Annotated in this window: 11 protein-coding genes; 9 read left to right on the forward strand and 2 right to left on the reverse strand. The window is 71.3% G+C overall.

The window, feature by feature from the left end:
* Positions 1 to 106: 106 nt before the first annotated feature.
* Positions 107 to 466 carry a BlaI/MecI/CopY family transcriptional regulator gene (locus ASC64_RS10550; RefSeq protein ID WP_056907495.1) on the forward strand — a complete coding sequence of 120 codons (360 nt, stop codon included), beginning with the start codon at positions 107 to 109 and terminating at the stop codon, positions 464 to 466.
* Positions 467 to 474: 8 nt separating this feature from the next.
* A complete protein-coding gene (locus ASC64_RS10555) occupies positions 475 to 1338 on the forward strand; it encodes a M56 family metallopeptidase (protein ID WP_082550372.1) in 864 nt (287 codons plus the stop codon).
* Positions 1339 to 1414: 76 nt separating this feature from the next.
* On the opposite strand, the gene ASC64_RS10560 is transcribed toward ASC64_RS10555, so the two are convergent.
* Entirely contained in the window at positions 1415 to 4648 is a 3234-nt protein-coding gene (locus ASC64_RS10560) for a M4 family metallopeptidase (RefSeq protein ID WP_056907497.1), read from the reverse strand.
* Between the two features lie 315 nt (positions 4649 to 4963).
* Here ASC64_RS10560 and ASC64_RS10570 point away from each other — a divergent pair, with 315 nt between their 5' ends.
* From ASC64_RS10570 to ASC64_RS10590, 5 genes are all read left to right on the forward strand, one after another.
* On the forward strand, positions 4964 to 7606 hold the full coding sequence (locus tag ASC64_RS10570) for a DNA translocase FtsK (protein ID WP_082550373.1): 2643 nt from the start codon (positions 4964 to 4966) through the stop codon (positions 7604 to 7606).
* Positions 7606 to 9300 carry a helix-turn-helix domain-containing protein gene (locus ASC64_RS10575; RefSeq protein ID WP_056907500.1) on the forward strand — a complete coding sequence of 565 codons (1695 nt, stop codon included), beginning with the start codon at positions 7606 to 7608 and terminating at the stop codon, positions 9298 to 9300. The genes ASC64_RS10570 and ASC64_RS10575 overlap by 1 nt, the downstream gene beginning before the upstream one ends.
* Before the next feature lie 114 nt (positions 9301 to 9414).
* Positions 9415 to 10881, forward strand: a complete 1467-nt coding sequence (gene rimO / locus ASC64_RS10580; protein ID WP_200937713.1) for a 30S ribosomal protein S12 methylthiotransferase RimO — start codon at positions 9415 to 9417, stop codon at positions 10879 to 10881.
* Positions 10878 to 11513 carry a CDP-diacylglycerol--glycerol-3-phosphate 3-phosphatidyltransferase gene (gene pgsA / locus ASC64_RS10585; protein ID WP_056907502.1) on the forward strand — a complete coding sequence of 212 codons (636 nt, stop codon included), beginning with the start codon at positions 10878 to 10880 and terminating at the stop codon, positions 11511 to 11513. Before rimO ends, pgsA begins: the two co-directional genes overlap by 4 nt.
* 171 nt (positions 11514 to 11684) lie before the next feature.
* Positions 11685 to 13976 carry a bifunctional metallophosphatase/5'-nucleotidase gene (locus ASC64_RS10590; RefSeq protein WP_200937672.1) on the forward strand — a complete coding sequence of 764 codons (2292 nt, stop codon included), beginning with the start codon at positions 11685 to 11687 and terminating at the stop codon, positions 13974 to 13976.
* Positions 13977 to 14069: 93 nt separating this feature from the next.
* Here ASC64_RS10590 and ASC64_RS10595 read toward each other — a convergent pair whose 3' ends face one another.
* Positions 14070 to 15845 (reverse strand): glycoside hydrolase family 15 protein, encoded by a 1776-nt coding sequence (locus tag ASC64_RS10595; protein ID WP_056907504.1) that lies wholly within the window; start codon positions 15843 to 15845, stop codon positions 14070 to 14072.
* 18 nt (positions 15846 to 15863) lie between these two features.
* Here ASC64_RS10595 and ASC64_RS10600 point away from each other — a divergent pair, with 18 nt between their 5' ends.
* Entirely contained in the window at positions 15864 to 16394 is a 531-nt protein-coding gene (locus ASC64_RS10600) for a CinA family protein (protein WP_056907505.1), read from the forward strand.
* A 44-nt stretch (positions 16395 to 16438) separates the two neighbouring features.
* Positions 16439 to 16747: a helix-turn-helix domain-containing protein gene (locus ASC64_RS10605; protein WP_056907506.1), complete on the forward strand. Its 309-nt coding sequence runs from the start codon at positions 16439 to 16441 to the stop codon at positions 16745 to 16747.
* Positions 16748 to 16759 lie beyond the last annotated feature (12 nt).

Below are 16759 nucleotides of genomic sequence, written 5' to 3' on the forward strand. Positions count from 1 at the left end.
CACACCTTTGCTTGGGGTCGGCGCCGCGGCGCAGCCGTTACTACAGATCGTAGTAGATACTACGGCGTGTCGTACTTTCGCGGACAGGGCCCCTAGACTCCTGTCCATGAGTCCAAGGTCCCGCATGGGTGAGCTCGAGCAGGCGGTGCTCGAGGTGCTGTGGGACCTCGGCTCCGCCAACGGCCGGGAGGTCCACGACCGACTGGCCGGCCGCGACCTCGCCTACACGACCGTGATGACGGTCCTGGACCGGCTGGCCCGCAAGGACGTCGTGGTGCGCGAGCGGGAGGGACGCGCCTTCCGCTACTCACCGCGCCGCTCCCGCGCGGCGATGACCGCCGAGCTCATGCGCGAGGCGCTCGACGAGACCGGGGCCGACCGCGACCAGGCGCTGGTGTCCTTCGTGGGCGAGGCCAGCGAGGCCGATCTCGCCGCCCTGCGCCGCGCCCTGGCCGACCTCTCCTGACGCCCGCGGTGCCGACCCCTGTCGTGCTGGGGGCCCTCGCCGTGCTGCTCGCGGGGCCGGTGCCCTGGGCGCTGTCGCGGTGGCGCGAGCTGCGACGTACGCCGGCCGCTTCGATGCTGCTGTGGCAGAGCACGGCCGCAGCCGCCGTGCTGGCAGCCCTCGGCGCGGGCCTGTCCCTCGCGACGGACCGGCTGTGGCAGCCGCCCGTGGCTGCGTACGACGTCGCGGTGGCGGCCGCGGCCGGCCTCGTCACCGCCGTGGTCGCCGCCCGGCTGCTCCTGAGCGGGCACCTGACCGGCACCGAGCTGCGCCGGATGCGCCGGCTCCACCGCGAGCGGGTCGACCTGGTCGCCAGCCTCGACCAGGGGGTGTCCGTCCTCGAGCACGACGTGCCCGTGGCCTACTGCGTCCCCGGGATGACCGGCTCGCGCATCGTGGTCTCACGCTCCACGCTGACGCGGCTCGCACCGCCGGAGCTGGCCGCGGTCCTCGAGCACGAGCGCTCGCACCTGCGCGCACGCCACGACCTCGTCCTCGAGGCGTTCACGGTGCTGCACCGCGCCTTCCCGCTCTGGGTGGCCAGCGGCGCCGCCCGCGACGAGGTGGAGGTGCTGGTGGAGGTCCTCGCCGACCGGGCCGCCGTACGCCACGTGGACCGGCGAGCCCTGCTCTCCGCCCTGCTCGCCCTGGCGGGGTCGCCGGCGCCGCACGGGGCACTGGGCTCGGCGGGGTCGTTGCAGGCCCGGGTCGAGGTGCTGCGCGACGAGCGGCCGCACCCGGTGCAGGCCGCCGTGGTCGTCGCGCTGGCGGCGGCCCTCCTGGCGCTGCCGACCGTGCTGGTCGTGCTGCCCTGGCTCACCGGACTGCGCTGACCGCGGCCCGGAATGCGGGAGGGCCCCGGCGGATCGCTCCGCCGGGGCCCTCGTCGTGCTGCTGTTCAGCTGTCGATCAACGCACCACGCGGAAGCGGATGCGCTTCTTGCTGTGGTCCACGGTGTCCGAGCCCTTGTACTTGGCCTGGATGACGTGCTTGCCGATCTTGTAGTCGCGCTTGATCTTGAACACGGCCTTGCCGTTCTTGACCTTGACCTTGGCCTTGCCCATCAGCTTGCCGTCGATCCGGATGACGACCTTGCCCGTGGGCGCGGCCCCCTCGGCGTCGACGTCGATGACGACCTTGAAGTTCTCCCGGAAGGAGGGCTTCTTCGGCTTCACCTTGATGTGGGTCTTCGACTCGACCGGCTCCGGCGCCGGGGTCGGCGTCGGGGTCGGGGTGGGGGTCGGGGCCGGCGTGTCGCAGACCTGGACCTTCACGTTGTCGACGTACCAGCCCTCGACGCCGTTGCAGCCGTCGCGGCCCATGTCGAAGCGGAACTTCACCGAGTCACCGACCTTGGCCACCTTCGCCAGGTCGACGATGGAGGTGCCCCACGAGCCGCCCAGCTGGCCGCCGTCGGTGCCGGTCCAGGCAGCCTCGCCGCCCATCGGGCCCTGGTCGGGGTCCATCTCGCCGGCAGGCGCGTTGAACAGGTAGGCGTCGTTCGGGACCAGCGCGAACGGCTGGCCGTTGACGCTGACCTTGAGGTTGCCGCCGTCCCACGTGGCCTCGGAGGCCATGTAGTGGTCGAACTGCATGCGCGGCGTGGTGCCCTTGGGCACCGTGATCGCCGGGCTGATCAGGCCGTTGCGGCTGGTCAGGTCACCGGGAGCACCACAGTTGCCGGAGACCGGGTCGGGACCGAAGGCCACGCCACCGGTGTGCTCGGGAGCCGACGTCGAGGCCTCCCAGGCGATGCCCTCGGAGAAGTCGAAACCGAGCTCCTCGTCCTGGGTCCAACCGGCCAGACCGTCCTCGAAGTCCTCCGAGTAGGTCGTCGTGGTGGTCGTGCCCGCGCCACACTTCAGCTCGGGAGCACCCTGCTGGAGCAGCGGCTGCCAGTCGCACTCGGCCGTCGGGTCGAGGCGCAGCTCGGTCTCGGCGATGGCCTGCGTGACCTTGGTGCAGTCGGCCGCGGTCATGCCGCCGACGATGACCTCGGGGTCGACGACGCCGCCGTCGCTGCCGTCAGGCAGCTGGGGGTCACCCAGGGACAGCTTGTCCAGGGTCACGCCGCGCAGGTCCTGGCAGGAGGCCTCGAGGCCGTCGGCCAGGTCGGGGAAGTACGACGTGGGCGTGAGGTAGTTGGTCTGGGTGTGCCAGAACAGCCACCCGGCCTTGTCGAGACCGATGCCGGTGCCCTGGCCGTCGATGCCGTCGACCATGACCGCGAAGGTGCGGTTGACCACGCCGGAGTTGGTGTGGACGCCGCCGGAGTCCTCCGAGCCGCAGACGTACTCCTCGTCCGAGACCTTGCCCGGGTCGCCGTAGCAGTTCGGGTTCCACATGTCGCGGATCGCGCCGCCGAAGGCGGGGTCCGACTCGCCGGAGAGCCAGCGGTGGGTCGGGTCCGCATCGGAGGCCTGGGCCGCGATGGTGAAGTCGACCGGCGCGCCGGCGGACTTGAACTTCTGGCCGTCGGCGTAGGAGACCATCACGCCGTAGAGGTCGGACTGGCCCGCGATGGAACCGAGCGCGCCCGTGGCGGTGTTGCCCACCACGATGCCCTCGGCGCCGGCGTCCTCGGCGTTGGCGATCTTGTCGGCGAAGGGGCAGGTGCCACGGTCGACGTAGACCCAGTTGCCGGCGATGTCGGCGGCGTTGGTGAGGGTGCTGCAGCCGTCGGTGGTGGTCGGGCCGTCCTCGTTGGCCGCGTCGGTGCCGACGACGGCGGTCGCGTTGACCGGCGTCTCGGTGATGACCGGGCCGAACGACGCGGGCACGTTGACGCACGGACCGGCGACCGACGCCGGAGCGGTGATCGTCATGTCGGTGAGCGACCGGGTGTACTGCGAGCAGTTGCCCGGGGTGCGGTTGACCTGGCCGTCGGTCGAGTTGGTCTCGCCCACCTCGTTCATGCGGGTGTTGAGCATGTCGACGGTCTCGCCCCAGATGTCGGAGTAGGCCTCGTTCATCGCGCCCGCCTGCCACTGGTAGATCAGGCCCGAGGTGGACTCGGTGTAGGCGTGGCCCCACTCGTGGGCGACGGTGTCGTCACCGGTGACGCCGGAGCAGTAGTTGGTGGTGACGCCGTTCCAGTTGGCGTTGGGGCAGTCGATGGTCGGGTCGTTGTTGACCGTGATCATCCGGCCGCCCTGGCCGTCCCAGGCGTTGTAGCCGAAGGAGTTGCGGAACAGCCAGTAGGCCTCACCCGTGCCGAGGACCTCGTTCTGCTGGTCCTGGTCGAGCGTGCCCGGGAAGTCGTCGCCCTCGGAGTAGACGAGGTCGGCGTTGACGAAGTCGTCGTCCGGGTTGTCCGGAGTGCCGTTGTCGTCGACGTAGGCCTCGTAGAGGCGACGGTCGAGGGCGTCGGCCATCATCGACCAGCGGTTGAGCGGCTTGCCGCTCGACGCGTCGAGGATGAGGGTCTCGCGGACGGTCTTCTTGTTCCACACCTCGACGGCCCAGGCCAGCGTGGCCTTGCCGTCGATGCCGCGCGGCGAGCCCTGGCGGTAGACGACGAGGTCGGCGGAGCGGACCTCGAGGTTCTTCTGGTAGCCGGACGGGCCGCCGTCCTCGTAGCCGGCGGGACGGGCCTTGACGGCCTCGATCGCGCGGGCCGAGGCCTGTGCCTGGGTCACACGGGGCGTCACGTCGAGGGAGAGGGCGGGAGCGACGAAGCCGTTGACGGCCGTGAGGTCACCCTCGCGGTCGACCTGGGCCTTGAGCTCGCCGGCGAAGACCGGGACGCCCTTGTAGGACTGGGTGAAGGTCACCGACCAGCCGGACTTGCTGGCGAAGACCTCGGTCTGCTTCAGCTCCGCAGCGCGGGCGCCGAAGGCAGGTGCGAACTCGGCGAGGTACGCGGTCGCCTTGTCGATGGCCCCCTGCTGACCCTCCGCAGCGACAGCGGGCATCAAGTCGGCGTTCGCGCCCTCGGCGCGGGCGAATCCGACGCGGCCGGTGGCCGGGTTGGACCGCAGGTCGACGGTTCCCGACGCGGCGTCGCGGAGTCGGCTGATGACCGACTGGTCCGTCTTGCTCGCCGGCGCGGCTTGTGCGCCGACCACAGGCTGGGCGGCAAGCCCAGCGGCGATGAGAGCGAGGCCGAGGGTGATCCCCTGGCCCCGGTTGAGATGCTTCAAAGCAATGACCTCTCCTTCGCACCCGGAATCCCTTCCCGAGTGATCTGGGCCACCCTAAGGACACCGGGCGTTCGCCGGGAAGACCTACGGGCGGGGTTTTGTCCGTAAGTCGTGCGCCACACGGGAGACTTTTCGGCCCTCGTTCCCTTCCACCGCCTTTGGGGTGGTGGGCGCGAGCCGCACGCGCCACTCCGGAGGTCGGGGAGCGGAGGACGTCCGGCGGAGCCTGCGGCGGTGGGTCCGGGGGACGTCGTCGGCACGACACGCACGGCTGTGATCCCTGTGGCTGGTGTGACTTGGCCGTAGGGTCACAGCATGGCGACCCGTACGTCTTCCCCGCCGGGGTCGCGGAGCTCGAGCACGTCTTCTGCCAGCAGGAGCAAGGGTTCGAGCACCCGATCACGGAGTACCAGCAAGCGCCCCAGCTCCTCGAAGAGCCGGAGCCGCTCGAGCGCGTCCTCGCGCCGTCCCGCGGCGCGTCCGGCACCGCGTGCCGTGCGCAACGGTCCGGGCCCGGTCGCACGTGGCTTCGGAGCCCTGGGGCGGGGGGTCGCCGCGGTCTGGCTCGGCATCGCGCACGCCGTCGGTGCGGTCGCCCGGTCGATCGGGCAGTCCGCCCGCGACCTCGACCCCGATCACCGCCGCGACGGCGTGGGGCTCTTCCTCTTCGGCCTGGCCACGGTCGTGGCCGCCGCCGTGTGGTGGCAGCTGCCCGGGGGAGTGATGGACTTCGCCCGCTCGGTGACCGCCGGGGCCGTGGGCAAGGTCGGCTGGTTCGTGCCGCTGTTCCTCGTCTACGCGGGCTGGCGCACGCTCCGTGACCCGGAGCGCAACGGCCCCGCAGGCCGACAGGTGATCGGCTGGACGGCGTTCACGCTGGGCCTGCTCGGCATCGTGCACATCGCCAACGGCAACCCGCAGCCGGTCCTCGGCGACGCCACCAACCTCCAGTCCGCCGGCGGCGCGGTCGGCTACGTCACCTCGAGCCTGCTGCTCGACCTCATGCAGACGTCGTACGTCGTGGTGCCGCTGCTGGTGCTGCTGGCCGCCTTCGGCGTGCTGATCATCACCGCCACGCCTGTCTACCAGATCCCGGTCAGGCTCGCCGAGCTGCGCGACAAGGCCCTGGGCCGCACGCCGGCCGAGGAGGTGCCCTCCGACGGAGAGGCGGCCACCAAGCCGGTCCGCACGCGCCGCCGCTCGATGCTCGACGACGAGATCGACCCCGGGATGGGCGACCCGGCCTACGACAGCCCCGTGCTGGCCGACCGCGAGCTGCGCAAGCGCCGCAAGAAGAAGGAGGTCGAGCCGGTCGAGGACTACGGCATCGACCTGTTCGCCGACCCGATCGACGGCGCCGACGACGCACCCACCGAGGTGACGCCCGCCGTGCCGGCCGCCGCCGCTGCCAAGGACGACACCGGCGCGGTCGTGCCGCCTCCGCACACGCCGCTCCCGGCCCGCGTGGAGCAGCTCGCGCTGTCCGGCGACATCACCTACTCGCTGCCCGACAACTCCGCGCTCAAGCCGGGCTCCGTGCACAAGGCGCGGTCCAAGGCCAGCGACGCGGTCGTCGAGCGGCTGATGCAGGTCATGGACGAGTTCGGCATCGACGCCACCGTCACCGGCTACACGCGGGGCCCGACGGTCACCCGCTACGAGGTCGAGCTCGGCCCCGCGGTGAAGGTCGAGAAGGTCACCGCGCTGTCCAAGAACATCGCCTACGCGGTCGCCTCGGCCGACGTGCGGATCCTCAGCCCGATCCCCGGCAAGTCGGCGATCGGCATCGAGATCCCGAACACCGACAAGGAGATCGTCTCGCTCGGCGACGTGCTCCGGTCGACGACCGCACGCTCGGACCACCACCCGATGGTCGCCGGGCTCGGCAAGGACGTCGAGGGCGGCTTCGTCGTGGCCAACATGGCGAAGATGCCGCACCTGCTGGTCGCCGGCGCCACCGGCTCCGGAAAGTCGTCGTTCATCAACTCGCTGATCACCTCGATCCTGATGCGGGCCACGCCCGACGAGGTGCGGATGATCATGGTCGACCCGAAGCGGGTGGAGCTCAACGCCTACGAGGGCGTTCCGCACCTCATCACCCCGATCATCACCAACCCGAAGAAGGCCGCCGAGGCGCTGGCCTGGGTCGTGCGCGAGATGGACATGCGCTACGACGACCTGGCCAACTTCGGCTTCCGCCACATCGACGACTTCAACAAGGCGGTGCGGGCCGGCAAGGTCGAGGTGCCCGCGGGCAGCGAGCGCACGCTCACGCCGTACCCCTACCTCCTGGTCATCGTCGACGAGCTCGCCGACCTGATGATGGTCTCGCCGCGCGACGTCGAGGACTCGGTCGTCCGCATCACCCAGCTCGCCCGCGCGGCCGGCATCCACCTGGTGCTCGCCACGCAGCGTCCGTCGGTCGACGTGGTCACCGGCCTGATCAAGGCCAACGTGCCGTCGCGACTGGCGTTCGCCACCAGCTCGCTGGGCGACAGCCGCGTCATCCTCGACCAGCCGGGTGCCGAGAAGCTGGTCGGCCAGGGTGACGGGCTGTTCCTGCCGATGGGCGCCTCCAAGCCGGTGCGCGTGCAGGGCTCCTGGGTCACCGAGGCCGAGATCCACGCCGTGGTCAAGCACTGCAAGGACCAGCTGGAGCCGACCTACGTCGAGGACGTGACGGCTCCGAAGGAGTCCAAGCGCGACCTCGACGACGACATCGGCGACGACATGGAGCTCGTGGTGCAGGCCATCGAGCTGGTCGTCTCCACGCAGTTCGGCTCGACGTCGATGCTGCAGCGCAAGCTGCGCGTCGGCTTCGCCAAGGCCGGCCGGCTGATGGACATCATGGAGAGCCGTGGTGTCGTCGGCCCGAGCGAGGGCTCGAAGGCGCGTGACGTCCTGGTCAAGCCGGACGAGCTCGATTCCGTGATCGCCACGTTGGAGGGGGGAGCCTGATGGGCGCCGCAGCACTGCACGAGAACGGCCCGCACGACCTGGACCGCACGGCGGGGAACGGCGAGGTCCTGACCGTCGCGCCCGACGCCGTCGAGGTACGCCGTCACGCCGGCATCGCTGCCGGCGTGGGGCTGACCGCCTCGGCGGTCGCGATCGCCTACCTGGCGCGGGCCACCCAGACCGGCGCGGTGCTCGACTGGGCGTTCGCGATCGGGATGGGGCTGCTCGGCGCCTACTGGCTGGCCGGCTTCGTCGACGCACGCACCCCGCTCCTGGTCGCCGACGCGCAGGGCATCCGGATCCGTCTCGGCCGAACCTGGCGCGGGCTGCCGTGGACGGCCGTCCACCACGTCGAGCACACGCCGCGCCGCGGCCTGCTGCGCGACGGCCGACTGGTCGTCGTCCCGCACAACCTCGAGCTGATCGAGGCCGAGCTCACGGGCGCCGGCAAGCGGCACACCACCGTCTCCCGCCTGCTGCACGGCGCCTCCTTCGCCGTCCCGCTCGGCCTGTCGACCCGTGTGGTCGGCGCCGACGGCGACCTGTCCGAGGCCCTGGGCCGGGTGGCGCGCGACGCCAGCCAGATCGTGGTGCTGGAGCCGGAGGTCGACCAGGACGCAGCGGACCTGGCGGGCCTCGTCGACGAGCCGGCCGAGGCCACGGTGGATGTCGCCGAGGCCGAGGTGGACGTCGAAGTGGTCGAGGCTGGCGCCGCCGTCGACGTCGAGGACACCGTCGTGGCCAGCCCGACGCCGGCCGCGCTGCGCGAGGCGACGTCGGCGCGCCGCTCCGAGGTGCGGCGCGACTTCGTGGAGCACGAGGACCTCGACGAGCTGGAGGGGCGCGAGCTGCGCCGCCCGGGCCGCGTGAGCCTGGTCGAGGAGAAGGAGACCTGGGGCGACAGGGTCCGCGCCATCGCCCGGCCCGGTGAGCCGGTCGAGCCGCTGGTGCTCGACGACTTCGAGGTCGAGCCCGCCGAGGACCCGGTCATCGGGCCCGAGCTGGCCGCCGCGCGCACCCGCCTCGGCCTGACGGTCGACCAGCTGGCCGAGCGCACCCGCATCCGTCCGCACGTGATCGAGGCCGTCGAGGTCGACGACTTCGAGCCGTGTGGCGGCGACTTCTACGCCCGCGGTCACCTGCGCACCCTCGCCCGCGTGCTCGGCGTCGACGTGGCGCCGCTGCTGGCGTCGTACGACGAGCGCTACGCTCACGCCCCGATCAACCCCCGCCGGGTGTTCGAGGCGGAGCTCGCGACCGGCGCCCACGGCTCGATCCGCAGCACCCGCGGTGGCCCGAACTGGTCGGTCCTCGTGGCCGTGGTGATGGCCCTTGTGCTGTGCTGGTCGATCGCCCGCCTGGTCATGGACACCCCGCCCGAGCTGCGCGGCGCCCAGCCGGTCCTGAACGGCTCCGGCGGTCCGCAGGGCACCGGCAACGCCCCGGTCGCCGACCCCGTCGCCGTCGTGGTGAGCGCGCCGTCGGGCGGTGCCCAGGTCGTCGTGCGCGACGCCTCGGGCGAGGAGGTCTTCAAGGGCAACCTGGCCGTCGGCCAGACGCGCGAGCTGAAGGCGTCCCCGCCGGTGCGCGTGATGTCGTCCGACGGTGCTGTCACGGTCTCGCTCGCCGGCGGCGACGCGCGGGCCGTGGGGGAGCCCGGCGTCGCCGGCCAGGGCACGTTCGTCGCCGACTGACTCCACTGGGCGTGGGTGAGAGGTCTCACCGTGTCGCGGGTGCAGGCTCACGAGAGGGGAACCGGCATACTCACGGGTGCGATGACGACTGACACCGAGCTGCCCCCGACCCCGCTGAACGTCGCTGTGGTGACCCTGGGGTGCGCCCGCAACGAGGTCGACTCCGAGGAGCTGGCCGGACGACTCGAGGCCGGCGGGTTCGTGCTGGTCGAGGACCCGGAGGACGCCGACACCGTGGTGGTCAACACCTGCGGCTTCGTCGAGGCGGCCAAGAAGGACTCGGTCGACACGCTGCTCGAGGCTGCCGACCTCAAGGAGTCCGCGGGCCACGGGGGCAAGGCGCAGGCCGTCGTCGCCGTCGGCTGCCTGGCCGAGCGCTACGGCAAGGACCTCGCCGAGTCGCTGCCCGAGGCCGACGCCGTGCTGGGATTCGACGACTACCCCGACATCGCCTCGAAGCTGCGCGCGATCGTCGGTGGCGAGACCCACCACCCCCACACGCCGTCCGACCGTCGGCTGCTGCTGCCGATCTCCCCGGTCGAGCGCGACGCATCGGGCATCTCGGTGCCCGGCCACGAGGCGGTCGCCGCCGACGTCACCGACATCGGTGCGGGTGCTCCGGCGACCGGTCCCCGCGCCGTACGCCGGCGCCTCGACGCGGGCCCCATGGCGCCGCTCAAGCTGGCGAGCGGCTGCGACCGGCGCTGCACGTTCTGCGCGATCCCGAGCTTCCGCGGCTCGTTCGTCAGCCGCCGCCCGAGCGACGTGGTCGGCGAGGCGAGGTGGCTGGCGACCCAGGGGGTCAAGGAGCTGTTCCTCGTCAGCGAGAACTCCACCTCCTACGGCAAGGACCTCGGCGACCTCCGGCTGCTCGAGACGATGCTCCCCGAGCTGTCCGGCATCGACGGCATCGAGCGGGTGCGCGTGTCGTACCTCCAGCCCGCCGAGACCCGGCCCGGCCTGATCGAGGCCATCGCCTCCACGCCCGGTGTCGTGCCCTACTTCGACCTCTCCTTCCAGCACGCGAGCGCGACGGTCCTGCGCCGGATGCGCCGCTTCGGCGACCCCGAGAGCTTCCTCGGCCTGCTCGAGCAGATCCGGGCGCTCGCCCCGCTGGCGGGGGTGAGGTCCAACGTCATCGTCGGCTTCCCCGGTGAGACCGAGGAGGAGCTGGCCACCCTGTGCGACTTCCTCGTTGCCGCCCGCATGGACGTCACGGGCGTCTTCGGCTACTCCGACGAGGACGGCACCGAGGCGGCCGGGTTCGCCGAGGACCTCAAGCTGGACGAGGACGAGATCCGCAGCCGCACCGAGCACGTCACCGCCCTCGTCGAGGAGCTCAACGCCCAGCGGGCCGAGGAGCGCATCGGCGAGGAGGTCGTGGTGCTGGTCGAGTCGGTCGACGAGGAACCAGATGGGGCCGTCGTCGAGGGGCGAGCAGCCCACCAGGGTCCCGAGGTGGACGGTACGACGATTCTCATCGGCGCGGAGGGAGCCCGGATCGGCGACCTGGTGACGGCCACCGTGGCGGGCACCGACGGTGTCGACCTCGTCGCCCGAGTGAAGGGAGCCACCCGATGACGACCGACCCGACCAGCGCCGAGCAGCGCCAGGTGTCGAACCTCAACATCGCCAACGTGCTCACCACGCTCCGCATCGCGATGGTGCCGTTCTTCGGGTGGGCGCTGCTCCACGACGGCGGCAACGACCCGATGTGGCGCTGGGTCGCGTTCGCGCTCTTCGCCGTCGCGATGATCACCGACAAGGTCGACGGCGACCTGGCCCGCAAGCACGACCTGATCACCGACTTCGGCAAGATCGCCGACCCCATCGCCGACAAGGCGATCACCGGGATGGCCCTGATCGGTCTCTCGATCGTCGGCGACGTCTGGTGGTGGGTGACGATCGTCGTGCTGCTCCGCGAGTGGAGCGTGACCCTGCTGCGCCTCTCGGTCCTCAAGCAGGTCGTCATCCCCGCGGCCCAGAGCGGCAAGGTCAAGACGGTGCTGCAGGCCCTCGCCCTCTCCGGGCTGCTCTGGCCCCTGCCGCACGGCGACGCCCACGGCGGGGCGTTCGACTTCTGGCCCGGTCCGCTGGGCGAGGTGCTGTTCTACGCCAGCCAGGTGCTGCTCGCCGGCGCCGTCGCGATGACCCTGTGGTCGGGCTGGGAGTTCGTCCGCGAGGTGCGCCGCCAGCGCGTCCGCGCCGCCTGACTGACCATCGGCGAACACTGACCGAAAGGTCGGGAAACACTACTTTGGTGTGGTCAGGGCACGCCTGCGTGCGGTTAGGGTGACGTTCCACTCACCCGACGAAAGGCCCCAGAACTCGTGTCAGCATCACGACCAGGTCGCCGCTTCGCCCTCGCCACGACGATCACGGGGTTGCTCGCAGCGCCGCTCGCCGTGGTCGGCACGACGGCTCCGGCTCACGCAGCTCCTCTCACCATCCAGATCCTCGGGACCAACGACTTCCACGGCCGACTGCTGGCCAACGGCGACGAGGCCGGCGCGGCCCAGTTCGCCGGAGCCGTCGCACAGCTGGAGTCCACCAACCCGAACACCGTGTTCGCGGCGGCCGGTGACCTCATCGGCGCGTCGACCTTCGAGTCGTTCATCCAGCGGGACAAGCCCACCCTCGATGCCCTCAACCGGGCCGGGCTGGACGTCTCGGCAGCAGGCAACCACGAGTTCGACGCCGGCTACAACGACCTCGTCAACCGGGTGATGAAGCCCTACGACGCGACCTCGAACCCCGAGGGCGGCGCGGCGTGGCAGTACATCGCCGCCAACGTCCGCAAGAAGTCCGACGACAGCCCCGCGCTCCCGGACGTCACCGCCACCACCCCCGACGCCTCTGACGTCTCCAACGGGGCGACGTGGATGACGACCACCGCGGGTGGCGTCAAGGTCGGGTTCGTGGGAGCCGTGACCGAGGACCTCCCGGCCCTGGTGAGCCCGAGCGGCATCGCCGACCTCAGCGTGCAGCCCATCGTGCGTGAGGTGAACGAGGGCGCGGCGGAGCTCAAGACGGCCGGCGCGGACGTCGTCATCATGCTGGTGCACGAGGGCGCGGCCACGACCAACGTCGCGTCGCTGAGCGACGGATCGGCCTTCGCCCAGATCGTGGCCGGCGTCAGCCCTGACGTCAGTGCGATCATCTCCGGCCACACCCACCTCGCCTACAACCACACCGACCCCAACGCCGACACGCTGGGCCGTCCCGTGGTCTCGGCCGGTCAGTACGGCACCAACCTGAACCAGCTGCTCCTCAGCGTCGACCCGGACACCGACGCGGTGTCAGTGGTGGAGCAGAAGATCGTGAAGGCCAAGGACGTCGTCCTGAGCGCTCCTGAGGCGACCTCGGCCTTCGACGACGTGAAGGCCATCGTGGACGCAGCGGTCGCCAAGTCCGACGTGCTCGGCGCGAAGGTGCTCGGCAAGGTCGCCGGTCCGTTCAACCGAGCCAAGCTCGCCGACGGCACGACCGAGAACCGCGGTGGCGAGTCCACGCTCGGCAACCTGGTGGCGGAGGTGCAGCGCTGGGCCACCGAGAGCCCGACGACGGGCTCGGCCCAGATCGCGTTCATGAACCCGGGCGGCCTCCGTGCGGACATGACGGGCGCGGCCGGCGGCTACCCCGCCAACCTGACCTACAAGCAGGCCGCCGTCGTCCAGCCCTTCGCCAACACCCTGGTCAATATGAAGCTGACCGGTGCGCAGATCAAGACCGTGCTCGAGCAGCAGTGGCAGCGCGACGACAAGGGAGCCGTCCCGACCCGTCCGTTCCTCCGGCTCGGCACCTCGGCGGGCTTCTTCGCGACCTATGACCCGGCCAAGGCCGAGGGCAACCGCGTCACGGGCATGTGGCTCAACGGCAAGGCGATCGAGCCGGCCACGGCGTACTCCGTGACCGTCAACTCGTTCCTCGCCAGCGGTGGTGACAACTTCCGCGAGTTCGCCAAGGGCACCGCCAAGCGCGACACCGGCAAGGTGGACCTCCAGGCGATGGTCGACTACATGGCCGCCAAGGCCGCGACCACGCCCCTCGCGGTCAACAAGGAGCAGCGCCAGGTGGGCGTCTCCTGGCCCGCGGACGCGCCGCGCTTCTACCGCATCGGGCAGGACGTGAAGCTCAACCTCTCGTCGCTCGCGATGAGCACGGCCGCCGACGCCAAGGACACCGTCCTCACCATCAAGGTGGGCGACAAGGCCCTCAAGCCGGCCCCCGTCGACAACACGATCGGCACCACGCCGTTCGACGAGAACGGCAAGAGCGCGGTGTCGGTCAAGCTCAAGGGCAAGACCAAGACCGGCAAGCAGCTGCTGACCTTCACCGGTCCCACCACCGGCACGACCTTCTCGCTCCCGATCGACGTGCGGAAGGCCAAGCCGGAGGTCAACGTCCGCGTCAAGCCCAAGCGGATCGTCGCGGGCAAGACCCGCACCCGGCTGAAGATCAAGGCCGAGGCGTTCGGCATCAAGACCGTGACCGGCAAGGTCGTGGTCAAGGTCGGCGGCAAGAAGTACACGGTCAAGCTGAAGAAGGGCAAGGCGGTCGTCAAGCTCGCCGCGTTCGACAAGACCGGCACGAAGCGGGTCAAGGTGAAGTACGCCGGCAACCGCAAGGTCCGCAACAAGACGGCCGTGGTCAAGATCAAGGTGCGTCGCGGCTGACGCGCACCTGACAGCACCCAGCTGAGCACCACCCAGCTGAGCACCACCCGGAGGCCCGGTCGTCCATGACGACCGGGCCTCCGGCGCGCGGAGTCAGGCGTTGTCGCGCAGCGCGAGTGCGGCCTGCACCAGCGCGAGGTGGCTGAAGGCCTGGGGGAAGTTGCCCGCCATCCGCCCGTGCGCGACGTCGTACTCCTCCGAGAGCAGGCCGACGTCGTTGGCCAGCCCGCACAGGCGGTCCATCAGCTCCTCGGCGTCCCTACGGCGTCCGGCCGCGGCGAGCGCGGAGACCAGCCAGAACGAGCAGGCGAGGAACGGGTGCTCGTCGCCCGGCACGCCGTCGACGCCGCTCTGCGTGCGGTAGCGCAGGAGCAGGCCGTCGGACATCAGGTCCTCGGTGACAGCCCTGATCGTGCCCAGCACGCGTGGGTCGTCGGCCGGCAGGAAGCCGACGAGCGGGATGGTGAGCAGCGATGCGTCGACCTCGGTCGTGTCGTAGTGCTGCGTGAACGTGCCGCGCTCGGTGTCGTAGCCCTTCTCCAGCACCTCCTCGCGCACCCGGTCCCGCAGGTCGCGCCAGTGCTTGACCGGGCCGTCGAGGCCGTGCTGCTCGACCGCGCGGACCGCCCGGTCGAAGGCGACCCACACCATCACGCGCGAGTGGGTGAAGTGCCGCTGCGGTCCGCGGATCTCCCACAGGCCGTTGTCGGGGGCGTCCCAGTGCTCGGCCAGCTCGTCGACGAGCGCGCGCTGCAGCGACCACGAGTTGTAGGTCTCCCCGAGACCGGCCTCCCGGGCCAGGTCGAGCGCGATCATCACCTCGCCGAGGACGTCGTTCTGCCGCTGGCAGACGGCGCCGTTGCCGATCCGCACCGGACGGCTGTCGGCGTAGCCCGGCAGGTGCGGCACCTCACGCTCGGGCAGCTGGCGACCGCCGTCGACGGTGTACATGATCTGCAGGTCGGCCGGATCACCGGCGACCGCGCGCAGCAGCCAGCGTCGCCAGTCGAGTGCCTCCTCCGCGTAGCCGGCGCCGAGCAGCGACTCCAGGGTGAGCGCGGCGTCGCGCAGCCAGCAGAAGCGGTAGTCCCAGTTGCGCTCGCCGCCGAAGTCCTCGGGCAGCGACGTGGTCGGCGCGGCCACGATGCCGCCGGTCTCCGCGTGCGTCATCAGCAACAGGGTGAGCAGGCTGCGTTGCACGAGGTCGGCGTGCGGCACGTCGTCGGGCGCGCGCTCGGACCAGTCGCGCTGCGCGTCCGTGGTGGTCCGGATCCGCTCGTCGAAGCCGAGCGGCTTCGGCACGTCGCGCCACGACTGGACCCATGTCATCGAGAAGGTGAGGGCGTCGCCCTGGGACATCTCGAACTGGTCGCTGTGGTGGCCCTCGCGGCCGTGCGGGAGTCGCGGCCCACGCAGGACGAGCTTGTCGGGCCCGGCCACCGCGACCACCACGTCCTCGCCGTGCGCCTGCTCCCGGTTGACCCACGGCCGGACGTGGCCGTAGTCCGTGCGCACGACCCAGTCGTGGCGGATCCGCACGGTGCCGCGCGTGCAGGTGAGGCGGCGTACGACGTCGGCGCGGCCGTCGCCGGTGGGCATCAGGTCGAGCAGCACCACCTCGCCACTGGAAGTGGTGAAGGTCGTCTCCAGCATGGCGGTCCCGTCGACGTAGCGTCGGCGCGTGCTGACGACGTCGTCGGACGGGGCCAGGAGCCAGCGGCCGTTGTCGGGCGTGCCCAACAGCGCGGCGAAGCACGCCGGCGAGTCGAAGCGCGGCAGGCAGAGCCAGTCGATCGATCCGTCCCGGCCGACGAGTGCCGCGGTGCCGCGGTCACCGATGAGGGCGTAGTCCTCGATGGGGAGAGCCATGCGGCTAGTCTCGCGGACGTGACCAACGAGCCGGGGTCGGGTGCGGCGTTGGCGCGCCGCGCGCTCGAGGACCTCGCCGAGCGCGGCGAGTCGCTCGCCGCAGCCGAGTCGCTCACCGGCGGCCTGCTGTCCGCGACCCTCACCGACGTGCCCGGCGCGTCCCGCAGCTTCACGGGGGCCGTGGTCTCCTACGCCACCCGGATCAAGGAGTCCCTGCTCGACGTGCCGGCCGAGGTGGTCGCCACACACGGCGTGGTGTCGGGGGAGTGCGCCACCGCGATGGCGCTCGGCGTCCGCGCCCGGCTGCGTACGACGTGGGGGCTGGCCACGACCGGTGTCGCCGGGCCCGACTCGCAGGAAGGCAAGCCGGTCGGCGAGGTGTGGGTCGCCGTCGCCGGCCCGTCCGGTGTCGAGGTGCGCCGGCTGGCCCTCAGCGGTGACCGGCGGGCCATCCGGGAGCAGTCGTGCCGTGAGGTCCTGGCGCTCCTGACGGAGGCGCTCGACACGGAACCGGCCATCCCCGCCCGGGAAGAACCGGACCTCGGGTAGCGTTGGGCCTACGACTCCACTCGACCAGAGCAAGGACTTCGCGCATGGTGCTCTTCCGACGACTGCTCGGCGAGGTGCTGCGAGGCGCCCGGATGCAGCGCGGGATGACCCTGCGGGAGCTCTCCGCGGAGGCTCGCGTCAGCCTCGGCTACATCTCCGAGATCGAGCGCGGCCAGAAGGAGGCGTCCTCGGAGCTGCTGGCCTCGCTGTGCCAGGCGATGGACCTGCCGTTGTCCGACGTGCTCCGCGAGGTGGCCGACGCGGTCGCCCTCGAAGAGGTCGCGATCGGCATGGTCGGCACGTCGATCACCGGCGCGCGCCCGGCCGGCGACGTCGTCGCCTCGGCCGCCTGACCCGGCGGTTCT

It is taken from the genome of Nocardioides sp. Root122, from assembly GCF_001425025.1.
In the GTDB taxonomy this organism is placed as follows: domain Bacteria; phylum Actinomycetota; class Actinomycetes; order Propionibacteriales; family Nocardioidaceae; genus Nocardioides.